The organism is Tropicimonas marinistellae (assembly GCF_001509585.1).
Lineage (GTDB): Bacteria > Pseudomonadota > Alphaproteobacteria > Rhodobacterales > Rhodobacteraceae > Tropicimonas > Tropicimonas marinistellae.
The window spans coordinates 204,638-219,780 of sequence record NZ_LNCI01000009.1 but is presented as its reverse complement, the minus strand read 5'-3'; the positions used below and the strand labels follow the sequence as shown (position 1 = coordinate 219,780).

The following is a 15,143-nucleotide window of genomic DNA, read 5'->3' as shown; positions in this document are numbered from 1 at the left end:
CGAAGATAAAGAGACTGGGGGAGGGCTTCCCGGCGGGAACGATGTGACCGACGAAAACGACAGCAAACAGGATCGCTTGGACGCCTCGGTTGCGGCGGATGATGAAGGTCGCGCAAAGCGGCCGCGGTCGCGTCGCCGGAAGCGGCGCGCGTTGCTCTGGGGCGTTTTCGTCATCTTCGACCTGGCGCTGGTGCTGGGCATCGCGCTGCTGCTCGCGGGCGCGCTGATGGCGGGGCGCGATCTGCCGGCGCCGGATTGGGTGGCCGACGAGGCGGGGCGGATCCTCTCGCAGGGGCTCGGCGGAGGACAGGTCGAGGTCGGGCAGGTTACGGTGCAACTCGCCCATCGGCGTCTGCCGGAGGTTGCGTTTCGCGATGTGCGGGTCGCGGCGCCAAGCGGCGCCGAACTCGTGACGGTTCCCAGTCTCGGTGTCTCGCTGGACAAGAGCGCCTTGTTCAGCCGGAAGATCCAGCCCAAGGCGTTGCATCTCGACGGCGCGGCTGTCCGGCTATTGCGCAAGACCGACGGGACGCTGGATCTCGGCTTCGGTCGCGACGTGGCACCGGCCAAGCTCGGATCGGTCGAGGAAGCGATTGCCGCGGTCCAGCGGGTTTTTGCCCTGCCGGGCATGGAGCCGATCCATCGGATCGAAGTGACCGGTCTGGACGTTCACTTCGACGACCGGCGTGCCGGGCGCCTGTGGCGGGTGGAGGATGGCCGGCTGGTGATTGCGCAGGATGCGGACGCCCTGTCCGCCTCGGTCGATCTGAAGCTGCCGTCCGCCGCAGCGGAAGAGGCGCCGGCGGCCGCAGAAGCCGACACGGCGAATGGCGCGGGTTCCGCGGCGGAGCCAGAAACCGCGGCAAAGGTCGCCCTGCGCCTGTCGCTCGGCAAAACGGGGTCGCGGGCCGAGTTCTCCGCCCTTGTCGACGGCGTGGCCGCCGCCGACATCGCGGCACAGAATCCCGCGGTCGCCTGGCTGCGCCCGCTCGATGCGCGCGTGTCCGGCGCGATCATCGCCGGGTTGAGCGAGACGGGCGAGATGGAAACCCTGAACGGCACGCTGGAGATAGGCCCGGGGGCGTTCCAGCCGGAGCGGGCCGCCCGCCCGATCCATTTCGACGGCGCGCGCGCCTATTTCGGGTACCGTCCGGAGGAGGCCCGGCTGAGTTTCGAGCAACTCCAGGTCCACGCGCCCGACGGGACGGTATCGGCCAGCGGACACGCCTATCTGGAAGGGCTGGACAGCGGCTGGCCGACAGCGCTGGTCGGGCAGTTTCGCTTCTCCGAACTTCGGCTCGATCCCCCCGGTCTCTTGCCGGGCCCGGCGACCTTCGACGAGGGGATCCTCGACCTGAAAGTTGAGATCGACCCGTTCGTCGCCCGGATTGGTCAACTCGTCCTGACAACGACCGATCCGGACGGGGGCGAAACGGCAGCGGACTCAAGACTGCATGCGTCCGGCCGGATCACGGCCGACGGGCAAGGGTGGCACGTGGCCCTTGATATGGGGCTCGACGAGATCGGGGTTGCGCCGATGATGGCGCTCTGGCCGCTGCCACTCGTCCCGCGCACGCGCGACTGGATCGAACGGAACCTGCTGGACGGGCAGGTGTTCGACGCGAGCGCCGGCGTGCGGTTCGATCAGGGGCAACGTCCCGACGTGGCGCTAACGTTCGAGTTTCGCGACGCGAAATTGCGTCCGATGCAAAGCCTGCCGCCAATCCAAGATGCTGCCGGCTACGGGTATGTCGGCCGGGACACATTCTCGCTTTCGCTCGATGCGGGCCGCATTCAGCCGCCAGAGGGCGGAGAGATCGACGTTGCCGGATCGGTATTCACCATTGACGACATGGCGACGGCGCCGCGCATCGGAGAAATCCTGTGGCACTCCACGTCCAGCACGACAGCCGCCCTGTCGTTGCTTGATCAGCCGCCGTTCCGCTTCCTTCAGCGGGCCGGAAAACCGGTGAACCTGGCCGACGGGCACGCCCGATTGGACGGGCGCATCGCCTTTCCCATGCGGCGGCGTATCTCGGCGGACGAGGTCGAGTTTGACGTCGCCGGTGCGCTGACCAACGTCGTGTCGGAAGAGGTCGTGCCCGGGCGGCGGCTGGGGGCCGAAATGCTCGACCTGCAGGCCCGGCCCGACGGGCTCAGGATTTCCGGCGCGGGCACGCTCGACGAGGTGCCGCTCGAAGCCGCTTTCAGCCTGCCGCTCGGAGCTGCGGCCGCCGATCATCAGCCCTCGGTGGAAGGCGCGATCGACATCGGAGAGACCTTTGTCTCGACCTTCGGCATCGGGCTGCCGGAGGGCAGCGTGACCGGCGCGGGCCCGGCAAATTTCCGGCTCGACCTTCCGAAAGGCGCGCCGCCGGTCTTTGCGCTTACATCGGCGCTGGAAGGCGTGGGGTTGTCGATTCCGTCGCTCGGCTGGTCGAAGGCCGTCGACGGCACGGGCGAACTGCAGGTTTCCGGCTATCTCGGCGACACACCTGCGGTCACGGCGCTCAGGTTTGCTGCCGCGGGTCTCGCCGCGGAAGGCCGGATCGACATGTCCCCCGACGGCGGGCTCGGCGCGGCCCGTTTCGACCGTGTACAACTCGGCGAATGGCTCGATGCACCAGTGACGCTCATCGGTCGTGGCACCGGGAATGCACCGGTGATTTCCATTGTCGGCGGGCGAGTCGACCTGCGCAGGCGGTCTGGCGCCTCCGGTTCCGGCGGCAGTGCCGCGGACCCGCCCGTTACCCTCGCGCTCGACAGGCTGCAGATTGACGACGATCTGTTCATCGCGCCGTTTCGAGGCGATGTGCCGCCCGGCAGCGGCGTATCCGGCACGTTCGCGGGCAATCTCAACGGCCAGGCGCCGGTTTCCGTGGCCTTGTCGAAGGGGCAACATGGAAAGTCGGCGATCCGCGTGACGTCGCAAGACGCGGGCGCGGTGTTCCGGTCGGCCGGAATCCTGGAGCAGGCGGCTGGCGGCAGCATGACACTGACCCTTCAGCCGCGTGCCGAAGACGGCGAATATGACGGCCAGCTGAAAGTCGAGAACCTGCGTGTCCGCGGCGTGACCGGGCTCGTGTCGCTGGCCAACGCGATTTCCGTGGTTGGGCTGCTCGATGAATTGAACGGCTCCGGCATTGTTTTCAGCGATGTCGAGGCCGCCTTCCGCTTGACGCCGCGCTACCTGCAGGTCACACGCTCCTCCGGCGTCGGGCCATCGCTCGGCATCACCATGGAAGGCATCTTCGATATGGGCACCGGCAGACTGGACATGCAGGGCGTGTTCTCCCCGATCTACATGGTCAATTCCATTGGATCCATCTTCACCCGGAAGGGCGAGGGCCTGTTTGGCGTGACCTACCGGATGCGCGGGCCTGCATCCGATCCGTCGGTGGATGTGAACCCGCTCTCGATGCTCACGCCGGGCATGTTTCGGGAGATATTCCGCGCGGCGCCTCCGCAACCAAGGGCGCGGTCCGATGGGCAGGCGGGGAGCGAGGGCTGAGGATGCGGCTCTCGGATTTCGATTTCGACCTGCCCGAGGCGCTCATAGCGACCCGGCCTGCCAGCCCGCGAACCGCGGCGCGGCTGCTCGTCGCTCGGCCGGGTAGCCTGACCGATTCCCACGTTTTCGACCTGCCGGATTTCCTGCGTCCGGGCGACCGGCTGGTGCTGAACAATACCCGAGTCATTCCGGCTCGGCTGACCGGACTGCGCCGCCGTGCCGGTGCCGAAGGCCCCACGGAAGCGCGGATCGAGGTCACGCTGCTCGATCCGCGCGGAGACGGCACCTGGGCGGCCCTTGCCAAACCCGCCAAGAAGGTGCGCGACGGCGAGGAGATCCAGTTCGCGCCGGGCTTCTCCGCCCGTGTTCTGGGGCGCGCCGACGGCCAGCTCACGCTGGCGTTCTCGTGCGAGGGCGAGGATTTCGACCGGGCGCTCGACGGCGCGGGCGCGATGCCGTTGCCGCCCTATATCGCCGCCCGACGACAAGCCGACGACCGCGACCGGGTCGATTACCAGACCGTTTTCGCGCGCCACTCCGGCGCGGTGGCGGCGCCCACGGCGAGCCTGCATTTCGATGCCGCCCTGCTGGAGCGGATCGTCGCGATGGGGGTCGCGATCTCGGAAGTGACGCTGCATGTGGGCGCGGGCACCTTCCTCCCAGTCAAGGTCGACGACGTCAGCCACCACAAGATGCACGCCGAATGGGGCGAGGTGACCGAAACGGCGGCCGACGAGATAAACGCCACGCGGGCGGCCGGGGGGCGCATCCTGCCGGTGGGCACCACCGCTTGCCGGCTGATCGAATCCGCGGCCGGTGACGGTGGTATCGCGCCCTGGCGCGGGGAGACCGATATCTTCATCCGGCCGGGCTACCGGTTTCGGGTCACGGACGGGCTGATGACGAACTTTCACCTGCCGAAGTCGACGCTGATGATGCTGGTCTCGGCGTTGATGGGGCGGGGCCGCATGATGGAGGTCTACGACCATGCCATCGCGGAGCGGTACCGCTTCTTCTCCTATGGAGATGCCTCGCTGCTGCTGCCGTGAGGGTGGGCCGGCCCGGCGCTCCGTCCGCTCGCTCGCGCCTTGGTGTCTCACGATGGGACATCTTCCAGACCTAGTTAAATCAATGGGTTACCGGCGCGGATTCACGAATTCTTAATCCCTTGGCGCCCTCCGGGAAGTCGTTCAAGGGCGCCAAGGACAGAGCGTGACATGCCGCGCACCACTGGCCCCGGGGGGCGTGCGCGGGCGTGGTGCGCGTCGTTCGATCCGGTGGCGTCGCTGGCCAAAGTCTGCCGCGTCCACTTGCATGCGCGCGACAAATTCTGACCGTTCAAACGCGCACCTACGAGGCGCGCAAAACCGGTGCCCGCTTCTGCGCGACGTGCGCTAGACCCAGCCGGCGGGCAGCGCGCCCGTCTCCGGCAATTCCAGCCGGAAACGCGGGCCGCCCGGCGATTGCGGCGCGAACCCCATGGAGCCGTAAATCTCCTGCGCCCGCGCATTGTCGGGATCGGTGCTGACGGTGATCCGGCCGCAATTCTCGCGCCGGGCTTCCTCGACGGCGGCGGCAACGAGGTGGCGCCCCACGCCGCGGCCGCGCTGCGCGGGCGCCACGTAGAGATGGTGCATCTCCATTACCCTGCGGCCGAAGTGGAGGGCCGGGTAACAGGCCAGCGCCACGTATCCGACCGCCGCGCCGTCGCGTTCGGCCAGCAGCGCGCGGGCGCAGGCGCCGGGGCCGAAGATGTCCCGTTCCAGCGATTGCGGCGAGACCGTCGCAAGGTCACCGTGATACGCGGCCAGGGCCGATACCATGTCCACAAGACATGGGATGTCGCCGCGCACCGCGCGCCGGATCGACACCGCTTTCAACTCGGCTGGTTTTTCTTCTGCATCCATCTTTCTGTCTCCGGGATGTTTGCCACCACGAGACGCGAGAGATGAAAAAGGCCGCTCGTGGCGGCCTCGTGCGTAAGGGTATGCCCCCTGCGGCCGCTCCTATGTGGAACGGGACCAATAAAATCGGGTGGCGGCAGGGCGTGTCATACGCCTCTCCTGCGCCAATTCCGCCAAGCCGTCAAACGGATTCTTCCGCGATCGGGCCGGCTGTGGCACTGTCGGGGGATTCCTGCGGTTTCCGCACTCCCTTTCCCCGCTGCCCCGGAGAGGCCGATGCGATTGATCCTCGTGCTGACCGCCATCGTCGCGGCCGTCCTGTACTCGCTCTACCTGCTGCGGGATCTTCCGCCTCCGGACCGACTGTCCTTCGCCGCAGGCGAGCGCGACGGCGGGTATTGGGAGATTGCCGAGCGTTACCGCGAGATCCTCGCCCGCGACGGCATCATCGTCGATATCGTTGAGACCGCAGGGTCGGTGGAAAATGTCGCGCTCCTTGCCGACCGGGCCGTCGACGTCGGCCTCGTGCAGGGCGGGATCGAACCGCAGCGGGACACCGGCGTGGTGGCGCTCGGCACGGTCTTCGTGGAGCCGATCCTGGCGTTTGCCCGCGCGGACCGGCCGATCCCGGCCAATCCGGCACTCTGGCGGGGGCTCGTCGTCGCGCGGGGCGGCCCGGGATCGGGGACGCAGCTGGCGCTCGACCGGCTGTTGACGACGCTGGAAATCGGCGAACCGGTCAACCGGTTGTCGGACCTCGGGGGGCAGGCGGCGGCGGAGGCGCTTCTGGCCGGCGAAATAGATGTCGCGTTGTTCGTGGCGCCCATCCACGCGCCCTATCTGGTGCCGCTCATTCAATCGCCGACGACCGACCTGCTGGTGCTGTCCTATGCCGACGCAATCGCCCAGAGAATGCCGCACAGCCGGGTGCTGACCGCCCCGGCCGGCGCGGTTTCACTCGACCCCGTGGTGCCGGAGGTGCCGCTCTCCACGGTTGTCCTGCTGGCACGACTCGCGGGCACGACGGACCTTCATCCGGCGGTTGTCGACCGGATGGTGCTTGCCGCCCGCGAGATCCATGGCGAGCAGAGCGTTTTCGCGCGTCAGGGCCAATACCCGACGCCGGAGGGAGCCGACATGCCCGTCGACGCGGCGGCGCAGAAGTTGCTGACCGAAGGTCAAAGCTTCTTTCACGACTGGCTGCCGTACTGGATCGCCGCCCAGGTACGGAGGGTGATGCTCATTCTGCTGCCGCTTCTCTTCGTCGTCGTTCCGCTGATCCGGTCTCTTCCGGCGGTCTACCGTTGGACGATGCGACGCAGGGTCTGGCAGCACTACCGGGCCATCGGCGCAATCGAGACCGATCTCGCGCAGGCCGAAACCCTCGATGATCTGCGCTCGCTCGACGGGCGGCTGGATGCGCTCGACCATCGGTTGGCGGCGATGCGCCTGCCGCCGGCGTTCCGCGTCGGCGCTTATCATGCGCGGCTGCATGTCGATCTGGTGCGGCGCCAGCTAGCCGAGCGCCGCGACCATCTCTCCGCATCCGACCCATAGGTCGTTCACGGATTCCGAATGTCGCAACCGGACATGGCGCTGTCGCGAAGACTGGTCTAGAGCGGCCGCGCGAAAGAGGGAATGCGTCTCATGTTCCAAGTGATCTCGGCCTCCTGGGCCCTTTTGTTCGGAATGCTCCTGTTGATGGTCGGCAATGGCGTGCAGGGCACGCTGCTGGGTATCCGCGGCAGTATCGAGGGCTTCTCGACCTTCGAGATGTCCATTGTCATGTCCGCGTATTTCGCGGGTTTTCTCGGGGGCTCGCGCATGGCGCCGGAGCTGATCCGGCGGGTCGGGCACATCCGGGTCTTCGCCGCGCTCGGCTCGCTGGTGTCCGCGATCCTCATTCTCTACCCGCTGCTGGCGCAGCCCCTGGCCTGGACGATTGGCCGTGTGCTGATGGGATTCTGCCTGTCCGCCGTTTACGTGACCGCCGAAAGCTGGCTGAACGATGCGGTGACGAATGACCGCCGTGGACAGGCGCTCTCGCTCTACGTCATCGTGCAGATGGCGGGTATGGTCTCGGCGCAGGGATTGCTGCTGCTGGGCGACCCCTCGGGCTTCGTGCTCTTCATCATCCCGTCCGTTCTGGTGTCGGTCTCCTTCGCGCCGATCCTGCTGGCGGTGCAGCCGACGCCCGCATTCGAGACGGCCAAGCCGATGAGCCTGCGGCAACTCTGGAAGACATCGCAACTTGGCTGCGTGGGCCTCTTCCTGCTGGGCGGCGTGTTTTCGGCGCTCTACGGGATGGCGTCGGTTTTCGCGACGCAGGCCGGCCTTGCCGTCGCACAGATTTCCGCTTTCATTGCAACGATTTATATCGGCGGCATGGTGATGCAATATCCCATCGGATGGCTCTCCGACCGGATGGACCGCAGGTTGCTCATACTCGCGCTGGCGGCCGTTGGAGCTGTCGCGTCGTTGCTCGCGATGGTCATGGGGCAGAAATACGTGACCCTTCTGGTGGCGGCGTTTTTCATCGGCGGCACATCGAGCCCGCTCTACGCGCTGCTGCTGGCCTATGTGAACGACCATCTGGAGTACGACGAGATGGCCGGCGCCTCGGGCGGCCTGATCTTCGTCAACGGGGTCGGGGCGGTTGCCGGCCCGCTGATCACTGGCGGGATGATGTCGATTGCGGGGCCACAGGGTTTCTTTCTGTTCCTGAGCATCCTATGTGCGGCTCTGGCCGCTTACGCATTCTGGCGGATGACACAGAGCGAGGCTGTTCCGGTGGACGAAACTGTGAGTTATGCTCCGGTACTGCCAACGGCATCGCCCGTCGCGGTGGAGGTCGCGCAGGAGATGTTCATCGAGGCCGCGCAGGAAGCCGATGCGGAGGCGGTTCAGGAAGAGGCGGGACAGGCGGGCTGAGCCGTTCGCATTCGATACCCGTCCGAACGGACGAAAGGAAATCAGATGGTGGATGTGACACCACAGGAAATCGAACGCTACTGGGTCGACGAGGTCGGGCCGCAGGGGTGGTACAAGGCATCCGACGCGCTGGACGCCGATATCCGCGAGCGTTTCGGAGCGGCCTGGGAACTCGCCCATGCCGGCGACCTGCACGGGTGGTGTTGCGACGCCGAGGGGACGTTCGGCTTCCTGATCCTCACCGATCAGTTCTCGCGCAACATGTTCCGTGGCGAGGCGCGTGCGTTCGATACCGACGTCCTGGCGCGCACGGCAGCCAAGATGGCGATCGACCGCCGGTGGGACATGGCCGTTGCCGAACCGCAGCGGCAGTTCTTCTACCTGCCCCTGATGCATTCGGAGAACCTCGGCGACCAGGATCGCTGCGTGCGGCTCATGGTCGAGCGGATGCCGGAGACCGGCGCGAACAACCTGGACCACGCGCGCGCGCACCGGGAGATCATCCGCCGGTTCGGCCGCTTTCCCTACCGCAACGCCGCGCTTGGCCGCATGACCCTGCCGTCCGAGGCGGAGTTCCTCGAGAACGAGGGGTACGGCGGCATCCTCGCCGCGCTGAACGCGGAGAAACCCGCCGAGTAGGGGCGCAGGCCCCGCTCAGACCGGGCCGAGACGGCCGCTTCCGGCAAATCCGCCGCGGCGGATGTCTTGGCCGTGCAGGCTGGCGGGGGAACGCTGGTGCCGTTCGTCCATTCCATGCGACCGACCGCTGCCTGCGCGTTGCCGTCAGAAAGGGGGAATTGGCCAGGGTCCCGTTAGGGGTAAGCGCCCGAGCGGCAATGCCCACCTTGCCGAAGGAAGGTCCGGCATTGCCACGGGCCCAGGTCTGTTATTCACCCCAATCGAAATCCATGATTTCGAAGCTAGGCTGACGCTGAACGAACTCCTGAACTGACACCGGCAGTCCTTGCAGGTTCTGCTCAAGCCGATCCGCGATGGCCAGTGTCTCCGGACGAGCATTGGAAAGACCTGTCAGTGGAATGCCCCGAGCATTCGGCTTGTCGGGGTACTTCTCCTTCAGGAGTTCATGCCGCATCCGCATCATCTTGAATTGGCCAAGGGTATGAATCAGGGGAACCAGATGAGGGTTCTCCTCGTGGGGGTCCTGATAGAGATCGTAGTATGATGCGCCGATACCTGAGGCGGCGCCGGGGTCCGGCGAAATCCAGTGTTGCTTGTAGCGTCCCTTCACAGTCGCAGCGAGCGTATGCCCCTGATAGATGTGGACGTAGTCGCGACGGGAATGCGTATCGCCGTTCAACAAAAGTGAGGATTGGTTGATCCCGTCGATCACCCTGTCACGCGGGATGAAATCCGATGCACCGGCGAGAGACGCGAAGGTGGTGAAAAGGTCGGTCACGTGGATGATGTCGCCCACGAGTTGCCCGCTTTCGATGGTTCCGGGCCACCACGCAAAGGCCGGAACACGAACACCACCTTCTGTGAAATCACCCTTTCCTCCTGAAAACATGATCTGGGTCATGCCCCACCCCGGGGGTGGGTTGTGGACCATCGGACCATTGTCGGCCATCGCAACAAAGATCGTGTTTTCTGCAATCCCGAGAGTTTCAAGTTCGTCCATGACCTCGCCTACGAACATGTCTAGCCGGTGGTAGGCTTCTGCAACTTTTCCTCCGTTGAGCGTGTTTCTCTCGATGTCGGGTTGGAGGAAGTTCAACCAGTTGGGCCAGTACTGGACATAGAATGGCTTCCCGGCTTCGGCATTCGTCCGGATGAAGTTCATCATTCGCACTTCGCTTTCCGGATCGACCTTGGAGTACCACTCGTTGTTGGGCAGACCCCATTCTTGTCCGAGTTCACCTTTGCGGCCGTCGATGGTTTGGACCCAGCCTTCGGGAAGCAGGCCGGGATCGTCTAGCTTGTATGGGTCTTCCGGACCAATATCCGGAAACCCAAGTGTCGCATTCGCCGCTGATCCAAGAGTGTCATAGAGTGATGTGATTTGGTTCATTGGCGTGAAGAGTGCTTCATCGAACCCCTGGTTATGCAGGTAGCTCTCCTCGATGTCCCCGAGGTGACCCTTTCCATAGTGGGCGGTGGCATATCCGGCTTCTGAAAGCACCTCTGCGAGCGTGACTTCGTCGCCGCGAAGACCGGCGTATTCGTGAGGCATGCCCACCACGCCCATGCCGTGTCGAACCGGATGGCGCCCCGTTAGGAATGCAGCCCGCGTCGGTGTACATGATGGCTCGGAGTACATTCGCGTGAAATTGATGCCATCGGCGGCCATCTGGTTCAGGTTGGGTGTTTCAAACCCGAGCGTTTGCTGAATTCCCGGAAAGCCAACAATGCCAAAGGGCTGATCGTCCCACAGAATGTAGACGATATTGGGTGGCCGCCCATGTTCTTCTCTGAGTTCGGCCAGTCGGTTTTGAACATCTACGTCTTCGGACGCCCATCGATCGCCGTTTTGTGCACTCAGAACAAAGAACTCGGCGTCGTGAATGATCGGACTTTCTTGCGCAACCGCAGCGCCAAAACTGAGCGCCAACGCAGCTGTCAGTACACTTCGCACCATAGATCTGATCTCCTAGCAGGCTGTCACAATCCGACTATTCGTGACAGCCGCAGGCCGAGAAACCAAGAAAACTTTACGTGGGGGAACCATCGAATGGTCTCGGCCCGGACATCCGACAAATCACGTCGGATGTCCTCACAGTCGGCATTCCGCCCGTTTTTCCGCCCGCAGCATTCAGAATGCATGGGGTCGTCACTGCCAGTCGCCGCGTTGCAAACGCGCGACGGTGCGCTCTTTCGCCAGGAGTGGCTGTGACGGCCGGGGGTCGGTTTCGCCGGTGAGGGTTTGCCCCCGCTGCCGGGCGGCTCAGCAGGCGGCGAAGCTGGCGCGGAGGTGATCGGCTGCCGCGCGCACATGGGCCTTTGCGTCCGGATGGATCAGAAGCCCCAGCGTGTAGCTTGGCAGCGGTGGCAATCCATGTTCCTCGGGCGCTTCGACCACATCGCCGCCCAGCGCCGCCGCCGGGATGGGGGCCACGGCGAGGTCGGCCAGAATTGCCGCGCGCTGGCCGGCGATATGGGCGCTCTGAAGGGCGATCCGCCAAGGACGCCCGGACTTGTCGAGCGCCGAGAGACCGGAATTCCGCCAGGCGCAGCCTTCTTCCCAGACGGAGACGGGGAGCGGCGAGCGGCTGGCGGCCGTGCCACCGCGGCAGCTCGCCCAGACCAGCTGCTCGCGCATCAGCGGTTCGGCCACGCCGCTGCCGGTCGTCTCGCAGGAACTTGTCACGAGCGCGATATCAATGGCGCCGGCCCGCAGCATCCCGCGCAGGCCGACCGAATCCTCGACCGTCACATCCACCACCACGCCGGGGTGGGATTCGGCAAATCGCCGGAGCATTGGCGGCAGAAAGCGTTCCACGGCGTCGTCCGGCGCCCCGAGCCGCACGGTTCCGCGCAATTCCGGCGAGGCGAAACGCGCCATCGCCTCGCGGTTCTGCGCCAGCATGCGCCTGGCATGGGACAGGAGAAACTCCCCGTCCGGCGTGAGCGTCACCGACCGACTGTCGCGCAGGAACACCGGGCGGCCGATGATCTCTTCGAGCCGACGCACCTGCATGGAAATCGCCGACGGCGAGCGGTGCACGATCGTCGCGGCGCCTGCGAAGGAGCCGCTCTCCGCGATGGCGTCGAGCGTTCTGAGAAGATCCAGGTCAATCAACGGGATCTGCGGCGTGCGGGCGATGTTCATACGGGCGAGATGCTCCTATCATCAAAATAACTGACGGTTGCCGTCAGTTTGTTTCGTTTGATTGAAGCATAGAATGCGGCGAGAGTCATCCCCGAAGACGACAGGACACCCAATCACACGGTCGAAAGGAAACCGCGATGAGTGTAATTCACGATGACGCCGCTGCCCCGATCCGCCATGCATCCGTGCTGTATCCGCACCGCGCCTCCAGCGCCGTGGGAGGCTGGTTGCGCGCCCGGTTCCAGCGTATTCGCAGACGGCGCAAGTTCCTGAGGCTGTTGGATTTCGACGACAAGATGCTCGACGACATCGGCGTCAGCCGCCGGGAGGTGGAGGCCGCGGCCGGCCTTCCGCTCTCGCAGAACGCGGCGCTTGAATTGCAGATGATGGCGCAACTGCGCAAGCGGCGCGAACAGGCCGGCCAGCCGCGTTGACGCAGGCTCGCGGCGATCCGCGGAACGGGAATCCGCGGCGACGGTACGGGCAAACGCGCCAAAGGCAGTGGACCGGGGGCGGTGACGGTTGAAGAACGTGGCATTGCGGGATTATCTGGACACCACCAGACAGAGAGGTTCCGCCCATGTTGCCAATTCTTCCGACCCCGGTCCGAGACATCGACGTAGCCGCCGATGGCGCCTTCAGCGATCTTCCGGAGTGGGATCTGACTGATCTCTACAGCGCCCCGGATGCCGTGGAGCTCAAACGGGATATGGATTGGCTGGAACAGGCGTGCCTCAGCTTTGCCGAGGATTACGAGGGCAAGCTGGCGAGCCTCAACTCCCGGGAAATGCTCGACTGCGTTCTGCGCTACGAGAAGATAGACGTGGTCGCCGGGCGGATCATGTCCTTCGCGGGCCTTCGCTACTACCAGAACACGTCCGATGCGGGGCGGGCGCAGTTTCTCGGAAACTGCCAGGAGAAGATCACGAACTTCACCACGCCGCTGGTGTTCTTCACGCTCGAGATCAACCGGATCGAGGATGACGCGCTTGACGCCCTGCTGAACGAAAGCGAGGAGCTTTCGCGGTTCAAGCCGATCTTCGACAAGTTGCGCGCGATGAAGCCCTACCAGCTCTCCGACGAGTTGGAAAAGTTCCTGCACGACCAGTCCACGGTGGGGGCGGCCGCGTGGAACCGGCTCTTCGACGAGACGATGGCGGGGCTGGAATTCGAGGTGCAAGGGGAGACCCGCAACCTCGAATCGACGCTCAACTTCCTTACCGAGCAGGATCGCGAGCTGCGCGAGGCCGCTGCCCGCGAACTGGCCCGCGTGTTCGGCGAGCACATCAAGCTCTTTGCGCGGATCCACAACACGCTGGCGAAAGAGAAGGAAATCGAGGACCGCTGGCGCGGCATGCCCACGCCGCAGACCGGGCGCCACCTGTCCAACCAGGTTGAGCCGGAGGTGGTGGAGGCCCTGCGCGACGCCGTGGTTGCCGCCTATCCGCGCCTCAGCCACCGGTACTATGACCTCAAGCGCAAGTGGCTCGGGCTCAACGCGCTGGAAGTCTGGGATCGTAACGCGCCGCTGCCGATGGAAGACAACCGGATCGTCGGCTGGCAGGAGGCCAAGGACACCGTGCTGGACGCCTACTCGGGGTTCAGCCCCCGCATGGCGGAGATTGCCGAACCGTTCTTTTCGAAGGGATGGATCGACGCCGGCGTGAAGCCGGGCAAGGCGCCGGGCGCCTTCGCCCATCCGACCGTGGTCGACGTTCATCCCTACGTGATGCTCAATTACCTCGGCAAGCCGCGGGACGTGATGACGCTCGCGCATGAGCTGGGCCATGGCGTCCACCAGGTGCTGGCCGCGGGGCAGGGGGAGCTGCTTGCCGCGACGCCGCTGACGCTGGCCGAGACAGCGAGCGTTTTCGGAGAGATGCTGACGTTCCGCAGGCTGCTGGACCAGGCGTCCGGCCAGGCACAGCGGAAGGTGTTGCTCGCCGGCAAGGTGGAGGACATGATCAACACCGTCGTCCGGCAGATCGCCTTCTACGATTTCGAGTGCAAGCTGCACGAGGCGCGGGCCCATGGCGAGTTGACGCCGGAGGATATCAACCGCCTCTGGATGTCGGTGCAGGGTGAAAGCCTCGGGCCGGCCTTCAGCTTCATGGACGGCTACGACACCTTCTGGTCCTACATCCCGCATTTTATCCACTCGCCCTTCTACGTCTATGCCTATGCCTTCGGTGACGGGCTCGTGAACGCGCTCTATGCGGTTTACGAGGAGGGCGACTCGGGCTTCCAGGAGAAGTATTTCGAGATGCTCAAGGCGGGCGGATCGAAACATCACACCGAACTGCTGGCGCCCTTCGGACTGGACGCAACGGACCCTGCCTTCTGGGACAAGGGCCTGAGCATGATCTCCGGAATGATCGACGAACTGGAGGCGATGGAGGGATGAGCCACGCCGAGGCGTCAATCCCCATTGACCTGGCGCCCCCGCTGCGGCCCTTCCGCAATGACGATGCCGCGGTCGCGGCACGGCTCAACGAGATGGCGAGCGACGGTCTCGCGCTGCGCGTGTGGCGCGATATGGCGGCCGAGGGCGAGGACCCGTGGGCGGTCGGCCGGCGCCGGCAGATCGAGCGTGTCGCGAATGGGCAAACCGTGGTGATGCTTGACCCCGGGCACGGGGCCGTGGCGTGCCTCATCGGAAACCCGATCGGTCACGAGCCGGAAGATCCCGGCGGCGTGGCCGCGCTGTTCCGGCCGCTGGTTGAACTGGAAAACCATGCGCCGGGGTCATGGTACATCAACATTCTGGCCGTGTTGCCGGATGCCCGACGTCAAGGTTATGCGCGCGTGCTGCTGCGCGCGGCGGAGGAAATCACGCAGGCGCTCGGCTTGCGCGAGACCAGTCTCATCGTGTCGGAAAGCAACCGCAACGCCGTCCAACTCTACACGAGCACCGGATACCGCGAACGGGCCCGCCGACCGATGGTGAACGATGACGCCACCGAGGCGAGCGGCGAGTGGCTGTTGCTGATCAAGGAACGCGCCTGATGGA

The 15,143-nt window shown here is 65.3% G+C and carries 11 protein-coding genes; 8 read left to right on the top strand and 3 right to left on the bottom strand.

What is annotated here, in order from left to right; genetic code table 11:
- Positions 1 to 43 precede the first annotated feature (43 nt).
- Both ARC39_RS19385 and queA read left to right on the top strand, forming a co-directional pair.
- Positions 44 to 3,511, top strand: a complete 3,468-nt coding sequence (locus ARC39_RS19385; protein ID WP_068116669.1) for an AsmA-like C-terminal region-containing protein — start codon at positions 44 to 46, stop codon at positions 3,509 to 3,511.
- A gap of 2 nt (positions 3,512 to 3,513) precedes the next feature.
- Entirely contained in the window at positions 3,514 to 4,560 is a 1,047-nt protein-coding gene (gene queA / locus ARC39_RS19380; RefSeq protein WP_068116667.1) for a tRNA preQ1(34) S-adenosylmethionine ribosyltransferase-isomerase QueA, read from the top strand.
- Between the two features lie 345 nt (positions 4,561 to 4,905).
- On the opposite strand, the gene ARC39_RS19375 is transcribed toward queA, so the two are convergent.
- Entirely contained in the window at positions 4,906 to 5,418 is a 513-nt protein-coding gene (locus tag ARC39_RS19375; RefSeq protein ID WP_068116665.1) for a GNAT family N-acetyltransferase, read from the bottom strand.
- A 273-nt stretch (positions 5,419 to 5,691) separates the two neighbouring features.
- Here ARC39_RS19375 and ARC39_RS19370 point away from each other — a divergent pair, with 273 nt between their 5' ends.
- The 3 genes from ARC39_RS19370 to ARC39_RS19360 all read left to right on the top strand — a co-directional run bounded on the left by ARC39_RS19370 (position 5,692) and on the right by ARC39_RS19360 (position 8,985).
- Complete coding sequence (locus ARC39_RS19370) at positions 5,692 to 6,972, top strand: type 2 periplasmic-binding domain-containing protein (RefSeq protein ID WP_068116663.1); 1,281 nt, start codon at positions 5,692 to 5,694, stop codon at positions 6,970 to 6,972.
- 90 nt (positions 6,973 to 7,062) lie between these two features.
- On the top strand, positions 7,063 to 8,346 hold the full coding sequence (locus tag ARC39_RS19365) for an MFS transporter (RefSeq protein ID WP_068116747.1): 1,284 nt from the start codon (positions 7,063 to 7,065) through the stop codon (positions 8,344 to 8,346).
- Between the two features lie 45 nt (positions 8,347 to 8,391).
- On the top strand, positions 8,392 to 8,985 hold the full coding sequence (locus ARC39_RS19360) for a DUF924 family protein (protein ID WP_068116661.1): 594 nt from the start codon (positions 8,392 to 8,394) through the stop codon (positions 8,983 to 8,985).
- A 247-nt stretch (positions 8,986 to 9,232) separates the two neighbouring features.
- On the opposite strand, the gene ARC39_RS19355 is transcribed toward ARC39_RS19360, so the two are convergent.
- Positions 9,233 to 10,942, bottom strand: coding sequence for a sulfatase-like hydrolase/transferase (locus tag ARC39_RS19355; RefSeq protein WP_068116660.1), 1,710 nt, complete (start codon positions 10,940 to 10,942; stop codon positions 9,233 to 9,235).
- A 306-nt stretch (positions 10,943 to 11,248) separates the two neighbouring features.
- Positions 11,249 to 12,133, bottom strand: a complete 885-nt coding sequence (locus ARC39_RS19350; RefSeq protein ID WP_068116658.1) for a LysR substrate-binding domain-containing protein — start codon at positions 12,131 to 12,133, stop codon at positions 11,249 to 11,251.
- A 137-nt stretch (positions 12,134 to 12,270) separates the two neighbouring features.
- Between ARC39_RS19350 and ARC39_RS19345 the strand changes: the two genes are divergently transcribed.
- The 3 genes from ARC39_RS19345 (at position 12,271) to ARC39_RS19335 (ending at position 15,139) form a co-directional block, all read left to right on the top strand.
- The gene (locus ARC39_RS19345) at positions 12,271 to 12,567 is read left to right on the top strand and encodes a hypothetical protein (protein WP_068116656.1); all 297 of its coding nucleotides are present in this window, start codon (positions 12,271 to 12,273) and stop codon (positions 12,565 to 12,567) included.
- A gap of 146 nt (positions 12,568 to 12,713) precedes the next feature.
- Positions 12,714 to 14,537, top strand: a complete 1,824-nt coding sequence (locus tag ARC39_RS19340; RefSeq protein WP_068116654.1) for a M3 family oligoendopeptidase — start codon at positions 12,714 to 12,716, stop codon at positions 14,535 to 14,537.
- Entirely contained in the window at positions 14,534 to 15,139 is a 606-nt protein-coding gene (locus ARC39_RS19335; protein WP_068116652.1) for a GNAT family N-acetyltransferase, read from the top strand. The genes ARC39_RS19340 and ARC39_RS19335 overlap by 4 nt, the downstream gene beginning before the upstream one ends.
- Positions 15,140 to 15,143: the final 4 nt, after the last annotated feature.

Bases quoted from the DNA above. Each gene is read 5' to 3' on its own strand.
- queA (WP_068116667.1), top strand. From the start codon at position 3,514: ATGCGGCTCTCGGATTTCGATTTCGACCTGCCCGAGGCGCTCATAGCG.
- ARC39_RS19375 (WP_068116665.1), bottom strand. From the start codon at position 5,418: ATGGATGCAGAAGAAAAACCAGCCGAGTTGAAAGCGGTGTCGATCCGG.
- ARC39_RS19370 (WP_068116663.1), top strand. From the start codon at position 5,692: ATGCGATTGATCCTCGTGCTGACCGCCATCGTCGCGGCCGTCCTGTAC.
- ARC39_RS19365 (WP_068116747.1), top strand. From the start codon at position 7,063: ATGTTCCAAGTGATCTCGGCCTCCTGGGCCCTTTTGTTCGGAATGCTC.
- ARC39_RS19360 (WP_068116661.1), top strand. From the start codon at position 8,392: ATGGTGGATGTGACACCACAGGAAATCGAACGCTACTGGGTCGACGAG.
- ARC39_RS19355 (WP_068116660.1), bottom strand. From the start codon at position 10,942: ATGGTGCGAAGTGTACTGACAGCTGCGTTGGCGCTCAGTTTTGGCGCT.
- ARC39_RS19350 (WP_068116658.1), bottom strand. From the start codon at position 12,133: ATGAACATCGCCCGCACGCCGCAGATCCCGTTGATTGACCTGGATCTT.
- ARC39_RS19345 (WP_068116656.1), top strand. From the start codon at position 12,271: ATGAGTGTAATTCACGATGACGCCGCTGCCCCGATCCGCCATGCATCC.
- ARC39_RS19340 (WP_068116654.1), top strand. From the start codon at position 12,714: ATGTTGCCAATTCTTCCGACCCCGGTCCGAGACATCGACGTAGCCGCC.
- ARC39_RS19335 (WP_068116652.1), top strand. From the start codon at position 14,534: ATGAGCCACGCCGAGGCGTCAATCCCCATTGACCTGGCGCCCCCGCTG.